The organism is Streptomyces hyderabadensis (assembly GCF_020404845.1).
GTDB classification, from domain to species: Bacteria; Actinomycetota; Actinomycetes; order Streptomycetales; family Streptomycetaceae; genus Streptomyces; species Streptomyces hyderabadensis.
Genome location: NZ_JAIOJZ010000020.1, coordinates 31,004 through 45,677, shown reverse-complemented (window position 1 = coordinate 45,677; position 14,674 = coordinate 31,004). Strand labels below are relative to the sequence as shown.

Sequence of the window (14,674 nt, the reverse complement as noted above, 5' to 3'; positions counted from 1 at the left end):
CCGGACACGCCGAAGGGGCCGCACCCCAGGCGTCCAACCCGGTGAGTGCGGCCCCTTCGGCCGTTGCCGCCGTCAGACGGCGATCGCGACCTCCGCCAGGCCGCCCTGCTGGGCGACGACCGTACGGTCGGCGGAGCCGCCCGGGACGAGCGCGCGTACGGTCCAGGTGCCCTCGGCCGCGTAGAAGCGGAACTGGCCCGTCGCGGAGGTCGGGACCTCCGCCGTGAACTCGCCGGTGGCGTCCAGCAGACGGACGTAGCCCGTCACCGGCTCGCCGTCGCGGGTCACCTGACCCTGGATGGTGGTCTCACCGGGCTTGATCGTCGAGGCGTCGGGGCCGCCGGCCTTCGCTCCGCACATGTCGTTACTCCTGAGGTGTTGGGAGGGGCGGGCTTACTTGTTGGCGCCGAGCTCGATCGGCACGCCGACCAGGGAGCCGTACTCGGTCCAGGAGCCGTCGTAGTTCTTGACGTTCTCCACGCCCAGCAGCTCGTGCAGGACGAACCAGGTCAGGGCCGAGCGCTCACCGATGCGGCAGTAGGCGATGGTGTCCTTCGCCAGGTCGACCTGCTCGTCGGTGTAGAGCTGCTTCAGCTCCTCGTCCGACTTGAAGGTGCCGTCGTCGTTGGCGTTCTTCGACCACGGGATGTTGCGGGCGGACGGGACGTGGCCCGGGCGCTGCGACTGCTCCTGCGGGAGGTGGGCCGGGGCGAGCAGCTTGCCGGAGAACTCGTCGGGCGAGCGGACGTCGACCAGGTTCTGCGCGCCGATCGCCTTGACGACGTCGTCGCGGAAGGCGCGGATGGAGGTGTCCTGCGGCTTGGCCTTGTAGTCGGTGGCGGGGCGCTCGGGCACCTCGTCGCCGGGGACCAGCTCGCGGGCGTCCAGCTCCCACTTCTTGCGGCCGCCGTCGAGGAGCTTGACGTTCTCGTGGCCGTAGAGCTTGAAGTACCAGTAGGCGTACGACGCGAACCAGTTGTTGTTGCCGCCGTAGAGGACCACCAGCGTGTCGTTGGCGATGCCCTTGGCCGACAGGAGCTTCTCGAAGCCCTCCTGGTCGACGAAGTCACGGCGGACCGGGTCCTGGAGGTCCTGGGTCCAGTCGATCCGGATCGCGTTCTTGATGTGGTTCTTCTCGTAGGCGGACGTGTCCTCGTCCACCTCGACGATCGCGATGCTCGGGTCGTCCAGGTGGTCCTGCAGCCAGTCGGCGTCGACCAGGACGTCGCTGCGGCTCATGTTTTCTCCTCCGGGGCAGTTGGCGGCGGGGCGTGCGGTACGAGGGTGGGCGCGCTCGGGCCGTGCGGCGGCGCGCGGGTGCCCGGGGCAGGCCGGGGCGGGGGCGAGGGACGAGGGGGACTCGGACGGCGACGTCGCCGTCCGCCTCAGAAGGTGCGACAGAGCATGGCGGCAACGCGGCACAGGTCCACTGCCCGCCGCTTCGTGAGATCCGCCTGTTGCTTCATAGGTCCCGATCGTAAGGATTGGGGGCGGGCCGTGTCACCGATGTGTCGCATGATGAGACGGGATCGTCCGAGATGTGGGATACGGAAACCCGTCGCTCCGGCGCGGAGGACCGCAGGGGACGGCGCGGGTGCCCCGGCTTCTGCGGTACGGACGGCAGCGTCTCGCCAGTCGGACGCAGCCGTCGGCGGCGGGCGGGGCGGACGTCGCGGGTCCGCCGGGCGGGGCGCCGGTGGAGCGCCGCCTGTCGTCCTACCCGGCCAGCTTGACGTTCGAACCCTTCACCGTGATCTCGACGCCGTCCTCGGCCGCCTCGACCTTGTCGAGCCTGATGCCGCCCGGCAGCTCGTCGATGGTCTGCTGGAAGTCGGTGATGGCCCGGACCCGGGACTCGGCGAGCTGCCTGCCGCCGATCTCCGGCAGCCCGTCGGCGACGACCTCCACGTCGTCGTCCTTGACCTTGACCGAGCTGAGCACCTCGACCGGCTCGGGCACCTCGACGCCGAGGACCGTGGCCTGCAGCGACACCTTGATCTTTCCGTTGCCGCCGTCGGAGAGGCCGATGACCTTGGCGTCGATGCCGGGCGCGATCTGTGTGGGCTCGGACTTGGTGGCCTTCATCAGTTCGTCGTAGCCGACGGTCGCGGTGCCGGTGGCGGTGGCCGCGGTGGCGGAGCTGTAGTCGCCGGAGAACTCGACGCCCTTCATGTTCGCCCGCAGGCGGGCGATGCGGATCTTCTCGTTCGCGTTGCCGGTGGAGGCCTCGTAGTCGTCGATGCCGATCTCCACGTCGTCCAGTTCACCGCCGGCGACCTGGGTGAGGAAGGGGAAGCCGTTGATCGAGACGTCCGGCGTCTCGGCCAGGTTCTCGGTGCTGCGGAGCTTGTCCGCCGCCTCGTCCTCGGCGAAGTTGACGGCGACACGGTCGGCGATCACGAAGAGGCCGCCCAGGATCACGACGACGATCAACAGTATTCGCAGTGCGCGCATGCGGTGTTTCCCCAACCCTGGACGCTCGACGGCGGCGGACCCGACGACCGGCGGCCGTCCAGCGCGAGCGTAACGCGGCCCCCGGGCGCCCCCGGGTTTTGTCGAACACCTGTGACAGGGGGCGCCGACACCTGTGACGGCGCCCCCTGTCGGGAGGCTCAGGCCAGGGCCCGGCCCAGGACGTAGACGGCCGGGGCCGCCGCGGCGAGGGGCAGCGCCACGCCCGCCGTGAAGTGGACGAAGCGGGAGGGGTAGTCGTAGGCCGCCACCCGCAGGCCGATCAGCGCGCAGACCGCCGCCCCCGCGCCGAGCAGCGCGCCCGAGGCCCCGAAGTCCGTCGCCGAGCCGACCGCGATGCCCGCCCCGGCCGCCGCGAGCAGCGCCACGACCACGGACACCGGGGTCGGCAGCGGCAGCGCACGGGCCACGGCGGCCACGGCCACCGCGATCCCGCCGACCGCCACCGCGTCCGCGTCGGCGGCGAGGTACCCGCCCGCGACGACGGCCAGGGCCGCCGCGGCGATGGTCGCCATCAGGCCGTACATCCGCTCGTCGGGGTCGGCGTGCGAGCGCAGTTGCAGGACCAGGGAGAGCAGCACCCACACCCCGAGCGTGCCGAGGATCGCCGCCGGGGAGCGGTCCGACGCCAGCAGCGCCGCGTCGGCGGCGAGCGCGCCCGCGAAGCCCAGCGCGATGCCCTGCCGGGCGGGCCACATGCCGTTCAGCCGGAACCAGCCCGCCGCGGTGACCGCCTGGAGGACGACGAGCGGGACGAGCAGGGCGTACGTGCCGAGCGCCGCCGCGCCGGACAGCAGCAGCCCGAGCAGCGCGGTGAGCCCGGCCGGCTGCATGCCCGGGTCGATGATCGGCGAACGCCCCTCGGCGCGGGCCCGCTGCGCGTCCGTGATCCGCGTGTTCCCGGCGACGGTCGCGGGACCGTAACCGGGCTCGGCGGAGGCGTCGGGCGCGGGCGCGGGGGCAGAGGCAGGGGCGTGCGCGGGGGGCTCGTACGCCTCGGGCTGCGGCTGCGGCTGTCCGTATCCCTGCGACGGGTACGGCTGGGGCTGCGGCTGCGGCTGGGCGTGCGGCGGGAGGTACGCCGTCTCCTCGGCGGAGACCGGCGGCTGCACCTGCGTCTCCCAGGTCTGCCCCTGCCACTGCTGCGTGTACTGGCCGGCGTTCGGATCCGGCTGCGGCTCCCCGTACCCCGGGTACGACTGGTACGGCTGCTGCTGGGCGGGCCAGGCCTGTGCGTCGTATCCCTCGTACGGCTGATCCTGGCCGTACGGCTGATGCGGCTGATGCGGTTGGTACGGCTGATGCGGCTGGTCGGTCATCGCTCACCCTCCTGCGAACGGCGGGAGCACCTCGACCGTGCCGCCCTCGGCCAGCCGTACCGTCTCATGCCCGCGGGTGCCCACGGGGTCGCCGTCGACGAGGAACGAGCAGCGCAGCAGCACGCGCGTGAGTTCGCCGGGGTGGCGCTCGCGGACCGCGCCGAGCGCGTCGGCGAGCGTCGCCGCGTCGTACGGCTCCTCGGCCACCCCCGCCGCGGCCTTCGCGGCGGCCCAGTAGCGCACCGTGACCTTTGCCATCTGCTTCCTTCGTCGTCGGCGATGAACAACGTCAGGCTAGCCCGCCCGGGCCACCGCCCAGTCGCCGATGCGGTCCAGCAGTTCCCCGGCGGAGGCGTTCTCGGCGTGGCCCATGCCGGGCTCCAGCCAGAGTTCGCCGTGGTCACCCGCCGCCTCGGCCAGCATCCGGGGGTGGTCGAGGGGGAAGTACCCGTCCCGGTCGCCGTGCACGACCAGCAGCGGCGTCGGCGCGATCCGGCCCGCCGCCTCCACCGGTGACAGCGGCACCGGGTCCCAGTCGCGGTGGTGGATACGGGTGCGCAGGCCGTAGCGGCCCACCAGGCGCCCGGCGGGGCGCAGCACCAGCCAGTGCAGCCGGCGCATGGGTGCCGTGCCCCGGTAGTACCAGCGGGCGGGGGAGCTGACCGACACCACGGCGTCCGTGCCCGCCACGGCGTCGTCGGCGTACAGCGCGGCGTGCCGCAGGACCACCGAGCCGCCCATGGAGAAGCCGACGGTCGCCACCCGGGTGTGTCCGAAACCGCGCGCCCAGGCGACCGCCGCCGCCAGATCGAGGATCTCGCGGTCCCCGACGGTGGACCGTCCGCCGGACGCGCCGTGGCCCCGGAAGGAGAACGTGACCACGGCGCCGTGCCGCGCGAACGCCGCCGCGATGCGCCGCACGTGCGGCCGGTCGGCGTCGCCCGTGAACCCGTGCGCGACGACGAACGCCAGGTCAGAGGGGTCGCGCCCGGTCGGTCCCGGCTCGTACACGGCGTCGATGGAGACGCCGTCGGCCGTACGGAGGAAGGTGCGCGCGGGCGCCCGGCGCGGCGCTCCCCGGGGCGTCTCGGGATGCGGACGATTGGCTGGACCACGGGTGGAACGCGCCACATGACCCGGCGGTCGGTTGCTCATGTCGGCTATTCTGCTGGGCAGAGGACTCGGGCAACGTAGCCCCCGGGTCCTTTTGTGCTTTCGGGAGCGATGCCGGGCGGTCGTCGGGCGGTCGCCGGGCATTCACCTCCCGAACGCCACCAGTACGAAGCAGTGCCAAACGTCCTCGCAGGGACCGGGAGGAACCAGACGTTATGGGCGAGCGAACCGGGCACGACCACAAACCGTCCCAGGCAGGTGGGGCGCGATGAGTTCTCTGCTGCTCCTTACCAACGCCCTCCAGCCGTCGACGGAGGTGCTCCCCGCCCTCGGCCTGCTGCTGCACAACGTACGCGTGGCCCCGGCGGAGGGCCCCGCCCTCGTCGACACCCCGGGCGCCGACGTCATCCTCGTCGACGGGCGCCGCGACCTTCCCCAGATCCGCAGCCTGTGCCAGCTGCTGCGCTCCACGGGCCTGAGCTGTCCGCTGGTCCTCATCGTCACCGAGGGCGGTCTCGCCGCCGTCACCGCCGACTGGGGCATCGACGACGTACTCCTCGACACCGCCGGTCCGGCGGAGGTCGAGGCGCGGCTGCGGCTGGCCACCGGCCGCCAGCAGCTCGGCGGCGACGACTCCCCCATGGAGATCCGCAACGGCGACCTGTCGGTGGACGAGGCGACCTACTCCGCGAAGCTCAAGGGCCGGGTCCTGGACCTCACCTTCAAGGAGTTCGAGCTGCTGAAGTACCTCGCCCAGCACCCCGGCCGCGTGTTCACCCGCGCGCAGCTGCTCCAGGAGGTGTGGGGGTACGACTACTTCGGCGGCACCCGCACGGTCGACGTGCACGTGCGGCGGCTGCGCGCCAAGCTCGGCCCCGAGCACGAGTCGCTCATCGGCACCGTCCGCAACGTGGGCTACCGCTTCGTGACACCGGAGAAGCCGGAGAAGACCGAAAAGCCGGAGAAGACCGGGAAGGCCGAGCGGAACGACAAGGCCGAGGAGCCCGGGGGCGAGGGTTCCCAGCAGGACGAGGCGGCGGACGCAAGGTCATCCAAGGTGTGATACGCCCTGCCCGGGGCGGGTCCATCCGCGTAGACTCCGCGCGTGGCCAAGGTGACTCGGGATGACGTGGCGCGACTGGCGGGGACTTCCACCGCGGTCGTCAGCTACGTCATCAACAACGGACCCCGGCCGGTCGCCCCGGCCACGCGCGAGCGTGTCCTCGCCGCGATCAAGGAACTGGGGTACCGCCCGGACCGGGTCGCCCAGGCGATGGCGTCGCGGCGCACGGACCTCATAGGCCTGATCGTCCCGGACGCGCGCCAGCCGTTCTTCGCGGAGATGGCGCACGCGGTCGAGTGGGCCGCCTCCGAGCGCGGCAAGATGGTGCTCGTCGGCAACAGCGACTACGTCGGCGAGCGCGAGGTCCACTACCTGCGCGCCTTCCTCGGCATGCGGGTCTCCGGCCTGATCCTGGTCAGCCACGCCCTGAACGACCTGGCGGCCGCCGAGATCGACGCCTGGGACGCCCGCGTCGTCCTGCTGCACGAGCGCCCCGAGGCCATCGACGACGTCGCCGTCGTCACCGACGACCTCGGCGGCGCCCAGCTCGCCGTACGGCATCTGCTGGAGCACGGGTACGCCTACGTCGCCTGTATGGGCGGCACCGCCGAGACCCCGTCCGTCGGTGACCCGGTCTCCGACCACGTCGAGGGCTGGAGGCGTGCGATGAAGGAGGCCGGGCTCTCCACCGAGGGCCGGCTCTTCGAGGCGCCGTACAACCGCTACGACGCGTACCGCGTGGGCCTGGAGCTGCTCTCCGGGCCGCAGCGCCCGCCCGCGATCTTCTGCTCCACCGACGACCAGGCGATCGGCCTGCTGCGCGCGGCCCGCGAGCTGCGCATCGACGTCCCCGGGGAGCTGGCGGTGGCCGGCTTCGACGACATCAAGGAGGCGGACCTCGCCGACCCGCCGCTGACGACGGTCGCCTCGGACCGGTCGGCGATGGCCCGCGCCGCCGTGGACCTGGTCCTGGACGACGGCCTGCGGGTGGCGGGCTCCCGCCGCGAGCGGCTGAAGGTGTTCCCGTCGCAGCTGGTGGTCCGGCAGTCCTGCGGCTGCGCGTAACACACCGCCCTGGCGTTTGCGCAACACACCGCCCTGACCTCTTTATATCGGGCATACGAGGTTCTGCCGGGCTTCTCAGGCGGCACTCAGGCCGCTCTCATCCGGGGGCGGGAAGCTCATGAACATGACCGAGAGCCTCCGCCAGAACGGCGAGTACGAGCACGCGAACCCGTACCAGGGACCCCACCAGCACGCCTCCTCTCCCGTCAACCCGGAGTGGCCGCCCCCGCCGGCGCAGCCGCCCGGGAACCCCACGCAGCCCCTGCCGGACATGCGGCCCGAGCAGCCCGAGCAGCCCGCGGAACCGCACGGCAGGCGTCCGGCCCGGCGGCGCGGCCCGGCCGCCCTGCTGGTGGCCGTGGCGATCGTCGCGGCGGCCGTCGGCGGCGGCACGGCGTACGGCATCCAGGAGCTGGCCGGCGGCGACACCGTCGCCTCCAGCTCGACCAGCACCAACGTGGTGCCCTCCAGCCAGAAGGGCACGGTCTCCGGCGTCGCGAAGGCGGTCAGCCCGAGCATCGTCGAGATCAACGCCACCTCGAACGCCGGCTCCTCCACCGGTTCCGGCGTGATCATCACCGACGACGGCGAGATCATCACCAACAACCACGTCGTGTCCGGCGCCTCCTCCGTCAAGGTCACGACGAGCGACGGCAAGCAGTACACCGCCGAGGTCGTCGGCACCGACAGCAAGAAGGACCTCGCGCTGATCAAGCTGGAGAACGCCTCCGGCCTGAAGGCCGCCACCCTCGGCGACTCCGACGGCGTCGGGGTCGGCGACCAGGTCGTCGCCATCGGCTCCCCCGAGGGCCTGACCGGCACCGTGACCAGCGGCATCGTCTCCGCCCTCGACCGGGACGTGACCGTCTCGACCGATGAGGGCCAGGAGCAACAGCAGCAGCGGCAGGGCGGCCAGTGGCCGTTCGAGTTCGGCGGCCAGCAGTTCAACGGCGACACCGGCTCCTCCACGACGACGTACAAGGCGATCCAGACCGACGCCTCCCTCAACCCGGGCAACTCCGGCGGCGCGCTGATCGACATGAACGGCAACATCATCGGCATCAACTCCGCGATGTACTCGGCGACCGAGTCCTCCGCGAGCGCGGGCAGCGTGGGCCTCGGCTTCGCCATCCCGATCAACACGGTCAAGGCCGACCTGCCCGAGCTGCGGGCGGGCGCGAGCAACTGACGTGGAGCCGAGCGGGCGCGCGGACGTGCGACGCTGAAGGCGTTGACCCTCCCTGCCCGCCCCCGACCGCACCCGAGGAACCCGAGCCCATGAGCCCCGCAGACGCCGACCGCGACCGCGAGATCCAGCGCATCCTGATCGTCGACGACGAGCCGGCGGTCCGCGAAGCCCTCCAGCGCAGCCTCGCCTTCGAGGGGTACGACACCGAGGTCGCCGTCGACGGCGCCGACGCGCTGGAGAAGGCGGCGGCCTACCGGCCCGACCTGGTCGTCCTGGACATCCAGATGCCCCGCATGGACGGCCTGACCGCCGCCCGCCGCATCCGCGGCGCCGGTGACCTGACGCCCATCCTGATGCTGACGGCCCGCGACACAGTCGGTGACCGGGTGACCGGCCTGGACGCCGGAGCGGACGACTACCTGGTCAAGCCGTTCGAACTGGACGAGCTGTTCGCCCGCATCCGCGCGCTGCTGCGGCGCAGCTCCTACGCGGCGGCGGTGGAGGCCACCGCCGAGGACGACGACACGCTGAGCTTCGCCGACCTGACCATGGACCTGTCGACCCGCGAGGTCACCCGGGCCGGGCGCCCGGTGGAGCTGACCCGCACGGAGTTCACCCTGCTGGAGATGTTCATGGCGCACCCGCGCCAGGTCCTCACCCGGGAGCAGATCCTCAAGGCCGTCTGGGGCTTCGACTTCGAGCCGTCGTCGAACTCCCTCGACGTGTACGTCATGTACCTGCGCCGCAAGACCGAGGCGGGCGGCGAGCCGCGCCTGGTCCACACCGTCCGCGGCGTCGGCTACGTCCTGCGGCAGGGCGGCGCCGAGTGACAGGCCTGGCCCGCCGGGTCCGCGCGCTGCCCATCCGGGCGCGACTGTCCCTGCTGGTGGCGGCGGCGGTGGCGTTCGCGGTGGCGGCGGTTTCGGTGACGTGCTGGTTCATCGTCCAGGGGAGGCTGTACGACCAGGTCGACAGCGACCTCAGGAAGGCCACGATGCTGAACGACCCGCAGCAGCGTGACCAGGCCCGGGAAGCGCTCAACAACTGCTCGCAGACTCCGCGGGAAGGCGTCAACGGTCTTCGGACGACCTACTCCCAGGTGGTAACGGCGACCGGGACGGTCTGCCTGTTCACCACCTCGGTGGGTGAGATCAAGGTGACGGAAGCCGACCACGAGGTGATCGACGACGGTTCACCCCGTGAGGGCAGCTTCCGCAACGGCACCGCCGAGGACGGCACCGAACTGCGCGTACTGACGCTGCCGGTGACCATCACCAACCCGGTCACGCAGGACCGGGCGAGCGCCGCACTCATCGCAGCCGTACCGCTGAAGGGCACCCAGTCCACGCTCAACGACCTGGCGCTGATCCTCCTCCTCGTCTCCGGCGTCGGAGTCCTCGGCGCCGGCGCCGCCGGGCTGTGGGTGGCGCGGACCGGGCTGCGTCCCGTCGACGACCTGACCCGGGCCGTGGAACACGTCGCCCGCACCGAAGACCTGACCATCCGCATCCCCGTCGAGGACGACAGCGACGACGAGATCGCGCGGCTGTCCCGGTCCTTCAACAGCATGACCTCGTCCTTGGCCAGCTCCCGCGACCTGCAGCAGCAGCTCATCGCCGACGCGGGGCACGAGCTGCGCACCCCGCTCACCTCCCTGCGCACCAACATCGAGCTGCTCACCCGCAGCGAGGAGACGGGCCGCCCGATCCCGGAGGCCGACCGCAAGGCGCTCCTCGCCTCGGTCAAGGCGCAGATGACGGAGCTGGCGGCGCTCATCGGCGACCTCCAGGAGCTGTCCCGCCCCGACACCGGCCAGCACGAGGGCCGCACCCGGATCCTCGCCTGGCAGGACGTCGTCGAGTCCGCCCTGCGCCGCGCCCGCCTGCGCGGTCCGGAGCTGACGATCAACGCGGACGTACACCCGTGGTACGTACGGGCGGAGCCGGCCGCACTGGAACGCGCGGTGGTCAACATCCTGGACAACGCGGTGAAGTTCAGCCCGCACGGCGGCACGATCGACGTACGCCTCGCCGACGGCGTCCTCACCGTCCGCGACCACGGCCCCGGCATCTCCGCCGACGAACTGCCGCACGTCTTCGACCGCTTCTGGCGCTCCCCGAGCGCCCGCGCGCTGCCCGGCTCCGGCCTGGGCCTGTCCATCGTGGCGCGGACGGTGCAGCAGGCGGGCGGGGCCGTGAGCCTGACCCCGGCCGAGGACGGTGGCGGCGGCACGGTGGCTTCCGTACGCCTGCCGGGGGCGCCGGTGCCCCCGCCGGAGACCGGAGGGGCCGACGGGGGCCGGGGGTAGCCGGGGGCCCGGCCCCCCCCCCTCACGGCCTCACGTCTGGGGAGGGCCCGCCGCTGCGGCCGCGGCGGTATTCACGCTGTCCGGCTTCTGCGGAACGGGCGGCTTGAGGCCCGAGATGTACTTGAGGGGGACGCCCGTGATGAAGACGTACTCGCCTCGCGACTCGAGCGCCAGTACCGACGCCTGGCTCAGGTCGGCCTTGTCCGCCCACAGGGTCGGGTTGAGCATTCCCGGCGTCGTCTCGCCCCCCACCAGCTGCAACGGCACGTTGAGGGTGTACTGGTACCCGCCCTTCTGCGCCTCGCCGCCGGTGGCCACGTAGGGCAGGTCGTCCTTCTTCGTGGCGGTCTCCCTCTTCCAGTCCTGGAACCAGTCGCGTCGTTGCGCCGCGTTCTTCGCCTGCCAGGCGGTCGCGAGCGACCTCGCGTGCTCGACCGTCACCGGCCCCCAGCCGAAGAACCCGCCGGCCGCCTCGACCTCTTCCTTGCTCCGGGTGTCGCCGCGGTGCAGGGTGATCACCGTGCTGGCGGCGACGCGACGGGAAGGGGCACTGTCGGTGAGGTTCTTCTTGATGCCCTTCTCGACCTCCTCCCGGGGGTACTTGGCCGGCATCGCCATGCGCAGGAGGTCCTGCACGGAGGTGGGCGCCAGCGGGGTGTTCCTCCTGGCGTGGAACTTGGCGACGATGGCATCGACGTCTGCCGGGTCGACGTTGTAGCTCGGCAGCAGCTGCCTGAGCTGTTCCTCCGTCATGTCCTCCATGACGTTGGCCACCGTCCGCTGGACCGGCGTGCGCGAGTGGGACACCGCGTGCGCCATGGCCTGGTTCCCGGCGGAGCTCTGCATCGCGTGCGCCATCCGGGCCACGGTGGACTCCTGCGAGGTTCTGGCCGCGGTGCGGGTCAGCGGCACCTTCGCGGCCGAGGGGTCTATGCGGTCGGTCTGGTCCTGCGCGCGCATTCGGGCTCCCGTTCGGTGTCGCGACTCGTCATCGGGGTCGACGAGACTCGAGGAGGGTGTGGGCATCCTCGTCGCCCCCTCATTCTTGCAAGACCCCTGTGACCGCCGACGAGTTCCGGCCCCGGTGTGACGAGCCCGGCAAACCGCGACGGCTGAGCCGTACGGTGGGCCGGGCTCGTGGTACGCCGGGCCGCGGCCGGTTACTGCACGACCGTGATCCGGTCGGCGGCCGGCGGTGCGATCGGGTCGGTGGCCGAGGAGTTGGCCGTCAGGTACTGCTGGAAGGCGGCCAGGTCGTCCGTGCCGACCAGTTCGTTCGTGCCCTCGCCCAGCGTGGTGAAGCCGTCGCCGCCGCCCGCGAGGAAGCTGTTGGACGCGACGCGGTAGGTGGCGGACGGGTCGATGGGGGCGCCGTTCAGGCGGATCGAGTCCGTGACGACGCGGTCCGCGCCCGACCTGGTGAGGTCCAGGGTGTAGGTGAGGCCGGAGGAGACCTGGAGGATCTTCGGGGCCGCCTCGTTCGGGCCGCTCACCTGCTCCTTGAGGACCTGGATCAGCTGGGCGCCGGTGTAGTCCTTGAGGTTCACGGTGTTGGCGAAGGGCTGCACCGTGAAGCCCTCGGCGTAGGTGACGACGCCGTCGCCCTCGGCGCCGGAGGCCGCGTAGGTCAGCGGGGCGCGGATGCCGCCCGGGTTCATCAGGGCCAGGTCGGTCTCCGGGTCCTGCTCCTTGCCGTACGCGAACTGCGCGTCGGCGATCAGGTCGCCCAGCGGGGACTCGGTGCCGTTGCGGTCGATGTCGGCGGAGACGTAGCCGATGGGGCGGTTGCCGATCGGGGCGGCCAGGGTGCTCCACTTGTCGATCAGCCGGGTCATGTCGGGCGCCTTGGCGACGTCCCGCGTCACCACGTGGTTCGCCGACTTCACCGACGTGCGGGCGATGTCACCCGTGCGGCGGTCGTACGTCAGCGTGGTGTCCGTGTAGAGGCGGCCGAAGGAGGAGGCCGAGGTGACCATGCGGGGGTTGCCCGCCGGGTCGGGGATGGTGCAGACGTACGCGTTGTGGGTGTGGCCGGTGACCAGCGCGTCGACCTGCGGCGTGATGTTCTTGGCGATGTCGACGATCGGCCCGGAGATGCCGTCGCCCGCGCCCGGGGAGTCGCAGTCGTAGTTGTAGGAGGAGGAGGCCGGGAAGCCGCCCTCGTGGATGAGCGCGACGATCGACTTCACGCCCTGGCGCTGCAGTTCCTTGGCGTACTTGTTGACCGTCTCGACCTCGTCCTTGAACTTCAGGCCCTTCACGCCCTCGGCCGAGACGATGTCCGGGGTGCCCTCCAGGGTCACACCGATGAAGCCGACCTTGACGCCGCGCTGCTTCCACACCCAGTAGGGCTTGAGGACGGGCTTGCCGGTCTTCTCGTCGAGGACGTTCGCCGCCAGGTAGGGGAAGTCGGCGCCCTCGAACTCCTTGTCCGTGTAGCAGCCCGCGGTGGGGTGGCAGCCGCCGTTCTGGAGGCGGGCCAGTTCCCTGGCGCCCTCGTCGAACTCGTGGTTGCCGACGCTCGTCACGTCCAGGTCGAGTTTGTTCAGCGCCTCGACGGTCGGCTCGTCGTGGAAGAGACCGGACAGGAGCGGGGAGGCGCCCACCATGTCGCCGCCCGCGGCGGTGATGGAGTAGCGGTTGCCCTTGCGGGCCTCGCGCAGATGGGTGGCCAGGTACTCCACGCCGCCCGCGTCGACCGTCTTCGTGGTGCCGTCCGGCTGGACCTCGGTGACCCGGCCGGAGGAACCGGCCGGCGGCTCCAGGTTGCCGTGCAGGTCGTTGAAGGAGAGGAGCTGGACGTCCTGGTAGCGGCCGTGACCGTGACCGCCGTTCCCATGGCCGCTGTGGCCGCGGTCGGTCCCGCCCGCGCTCGCCGAGGCCGGCAGCGTCGCCGCGGCGAGCGCCCCGGCGGTGACGACGGTGGCGGCGGCCACGAGGAGACGGCTGGTACGGCGTCTGCGACGCGGCTGGTGCGGCTGTGCTGTGGCTGGCATGCGCCCCCCTGTGGGTGTGCGTGGCGCGAGCCGCTGAGGAGACGGCTCGTCGGCGCAGCAGCCTAGAGTCAACGCGCGTAGCGCGACAGGGGCTTCCGGGTTACAGCCTGGTTTAACTTCACCCCCTCCTTCGTCCCCTGCCTCCTCCCCTTCCTCGTCCTGGTCCGCTGCCGCCGCTTTGCCCCGCCCGCCCCTTACCCTCGTACGCATGACCAGCGACGACACCGTGCGGCCCGGCCGCCCCCGCTCGATCGAGACCCTCGCCGAACTCACCCCGGAGCAGACCGACGCCGTCCTCGCCCTGCTCGCCGAGGCGGCCCGGAACGACGGGCAGCACGCCGTGTCCGAGCAGGGCCGGCTGCAACTGCGCGGCCCCGCCCGGGAGGGCGTCGCGCACCTCCTGCTCACCGTCGACGGCGGTGAACTCGTCGGCTACGCCCAGCTGGAGGGCACCGACCCGGTCGAGCCGCCGGCCGCCGAGCTGGTCGTCCACCCCTCGCACCGGGGCCAGGGCCACGGCCGGGCCCTGGGCTCCGCGCTGCTCGCCGCCTCCGGCAAGCGGCTGCGGGTCTGGGCGCACGGCGGGCACTCCGCGGCCCGGCACCTCGCCCAGGTGCTGGGGTTGTCCCTCTTCCGCGAACTGCGGCAGATGCGCCGCCCGTTGGCCGGGCTGGACCTGCCGGAGCCGAGGCTGCCCGAGGGCGTGAGCGTACGCACCTTCGTGCCCGGCCAGGACGACGCGGCCTGGCTCGCCGTGAACGCCGCCGCCTTCGCCCACCACCCCGAACAGGGCTCGCTCACCCAGCGCGACCTCGACGACCGCAAGGCGGAGCCGTGGTTCGACCCGGCGGGGTTCTTCCTCGCCGAGCGGGACGGCGAGCTGATCGGCTTCCACTGGACCAAGGTGCACGCCGAGGAGCAGCTGGGCGAGGTGTACGTCCTCGGCATCCGCCCCGACGCCCAGGGCGGCGGCCTGGGCAAGGCGCTGACCACGATCGGCCTGCGCCACCTGGAGCAGCAGGGGCTGCCCACGGCGATGCTGTACGTCGACGCCGACAACAAGGCGGCGGTGGCCGTCTACGAGCGCCTCGGCTTCACCACCCACGAGACGGACCTGATGTACCGCACGGAGACCTGAGCCCCGGGCAC

The 14,674-nt window shown here is 72.0% G+C and carries 14 protein-coding genes; 6 read left to right on the top strand and 8 right to left on the bottom strand.

Features of this window, described 5'->3' with window-relative positions:
- Positions 1-72 precede the first annotated feature (72 nt).
- The 6 genes from K7854_RS17455 to K7854_RS17430 form a co-directional block, all read right to left on the bottom strand.
- Positions 73-360, bottom strand: coding sequence for a DUF1416 domain-containing protein (locus K7854_RS17455; protein ID WP_100048746.1), 288 nt, complete (start codon positions 358-360; stop codon positions 73-75).
- A gap of 33 nt (positions 361-393) precedes the next feature.
- Positions 394-1,239 (bottom strand): sulfurtransferase, encoded by an 846-nt coding sequence (locus K7854_RS17450; RefSeq protein ID WP_226027447.1) that lies wholly within the window; start codon positions 1,237-1,239, stop codon positions 394-396.
- 477 nt (positions 1,240-1,716) lie between these two features.
- A complete protein-coding gene (locus K7854_RS17445; protein ID WP_226027446.1) occupies positions 1,717-2,454 on the bottom strand; it encodes an LmeA family phospholipid-binding protein in 738 nt (245 codons plus the stop codon).
- 158 nt (positions 2,455-2,612) lie between these two features.
- Complete coding sequence (locus K7854_RS17440) at positions 2,613-3,791, bottom strand: hypothetical protein (RefSeq protein WP_226027445.1); 1,179 nt, start codon at positions 3,789-3,791, stop codon at positions 2,613-2,615.
- 3 nt (positions 3,792-3,794) lie between these two features.
- A complete protein-coding gene (locus K7854_RS17435) occupies positions 3,795-4,049 on the bottom strand; it encodes a MoaD/ThiS family protein (protein WP_003974810.1) in 255 nt (84 codons plus the stop codon).
- 36 nt (positions 4,050-4,085) lie between these two features.
- Entirely contained in the window at positions 4,086-4,946 is an 861-nt protein-coding gene (locus K7854_RS17430; RefSeq protein WP_226027444.1) for an alpha/beta hydrolase, read from the bottom strand.
- 226 nt (positions 4,947-5,172) lie between these two features.
- On the opposite strand from K7854_RS17430, the gene K7854_RS17425 reads away from it, so the two are divergent.
- The 5 genes from K7854_RS17425 (at position 5,173) to K7854_RS17405 (ending at position 10,529) form a co-directional block, all read left to right on the top strand.
- Positions 5,173-5,967 carry a response regulator transcription factor gene (locus K7854_RS17425; RefSeq protein WP_226027443.1) on the top strand — a complete coding sequence of 265 codons (795 nt, stop codon included), beginning with the start codon at positions 5,173-5,175 and terminating at the stop codon, positions 5,965-5,967.
- A 42-nt stretch (positions 5,968-6,009) separates the two neighbouring features.
- Positions 6,010-7,032, top strand: a complete 1,023-nt coding sequence (locus K7854_RS17420) for a LacI family DNA-binding transcriptional regulator (RefSeq protein ID WP_186778296.1) — start codon at positions 6,010-6,012, stop codon at positions 7,030-7,032.
- 118 nt (positions 7,033-7,150) lie between these two features.
- A complete protein-coding gene (locus tag K7854_RS17415; RefSeq protein ID WP_372481042.1) occupies positions 7,151-8,221 on the top strand; it encodes a S1C family serine protease in 1,071 nt (356 codons plus the stop codon).
- A gap of 89 nt (positions 8,222-8,310) precedes the next feature.
- Positions 8,311-9,051 carry a response regulator transcription factor gene (locus K7854_RS17410; RefSeq protein ID WP_226027441.1) on the top strand — a complete coding sequence of 247 codons (741 nt, stop codon included), beginning with the start codon at positions 8,311-8,313 and terminating at the stop codon, positions 9,049-9,051.
- A complete protein-coding gene (locus K7854_RS17405) occupies positions 9,048-10,529 on the top strand; it encodes a sensor histidine kinase (RefSeq protein ID WP_226027440.1) in 1,482 nt (493 codons plus the stop codon). Before K7854_RS17410 ends, K7854_RS17405 begins: the two co-directional genes overlap by 4 nt.
- 30 nt (positions 10,530-10,559) lie before the next feature.
- Here the strand turns inward: K7854_RS17405 and K7854_RS17400 are convergent, their stop codons facing one another.
- Together K7854_RS17400 and K7854_RS17395 are read right to left on the bottom strand one after the other, a co-directional pair.
- Positions 10,560-11,489, bottom strand: a complete 930-nt coding sequence (locus K7854_RS17400) for a hypothetical protein (RefSeq protein WP_226027439.1) — start codon at positions 11,487-11,489, stop codon at positions 10,560-10,562.
- Positions 11,490-11,689: 200 nt separating this feature from the next.
- Positions 11,690-13,525: a bifunctional metallophosphatase/5'-nucleotidase gene (locus K7854_RS17395; protein WP_226027438.1), complete on the bottom strand. Its 1,836-nt coding sequence runs from the start codon at positions 13,523-13,525 to the stop codon at positions 11,690-11,692.
- Between the two features lie 208 nt (positions 13,526-13,733).
- On the opposite strand from K7854_RS17395, the gene mshD reads away from it, so the two are divergent.
- Positions 13,734-14,663 (top strand): mycothiol synthase, encoded by a 930-nt coding sequence (gene mshD, locus K7854_RS17390; protein ID WP_226027437.1) that lies wholly within the window; start codon positions 13,734-13,736, stop codon positions 14,661-14,663.
- The last annotated feature ends 11 nt before the right edge of the window (positions 14,664-14,674 follow it).

Bases quoted from the DNA above. Each gene is read 5' to 3' on its own strand.
- K7854_RS17455 (WP_100048746.1), bottom strand. From the start codon at position 360: ATGTGCGGAGCGAAGGCCGGCGGCCCCGACGCCTCGACGATCAAGCCC.
- K7854_RS17450 (WP_226027447.1), bottom strand. From the start codon at position 1,239: ATGAGCCGCAGCGACGTCCTGGTCGACGCCGACTGGCTGCAGGACCAC.
- K7854_RS17445 (WP_226027446.1), bottom strand. From the start codon at position 2,454: ATGCGCGCACTGCGAATACTGTTGATCGTCGTCGTGATCCTGGGCGGC.
- K7854_RS17440 (WP_226027445.1), bottom strand. From the start codon at position 3,791: ATGACCGACCAGCCGCATCAGCCGTACCAACCGCATCAGCCGCATCAG.
- K7854_RS17435 (WP_003974810.1), bottom strand. From the start codon at position 4,049: ATGGCAAAGGTCACGGTGCGCTACTGGGCCGCCGCGAAGGCCGCGGCG.
- K7854_RS17430 (WP_226027444.1), bottom strand. From the start codon at position 4,946: ATGAGCAACCGACCGCCGGGTCATGTGGCGCGTTCCACCCGTGGTCCA.
- K7854_RS17425 (WP_226027443.1), top strand. From the start codon at position 5,173: ATGAGTTCTCTGCTGCTCCTTACCAACGCCCTCCAGCCGTCGACGGAG.
- K7854_RS17415 (WP_372481042.1), top strand. From the start codon at position 7,151: ATGAACATGACCGAGAGCCTCCGCCAGAACGGCGAGTACGAGCACGCG.
- K7854_RS17410 (WP_226027441.1), top strand. From the start codon at position 8,311: ATGAGCCCCGCAGACGCCGACCGCGACCGCGAGATCCAGCGCATCCTG.
- K7854_RS17400 (WP_226027439.1), bottom strand. From the start codon at position 11,489: ATGCGCGCGCAGGACCAGACCGACCGCATAGACCCCTCGGCCGCGAAG.
- K7854_RS17395 (WP_226027438.1), bottom strand. From the start codon at position 13,525: ATGCCAGCCACAGCACAGCCGCACCAGCCGCGTCGCAGACGCCGTACC.
- mshD (WP_226027437.1), top strand. From the start codon at position 13,734: ATGACCAGCGACGACACCGTGCGGCCCGGCCGCCCCCGCTCGATCGAG.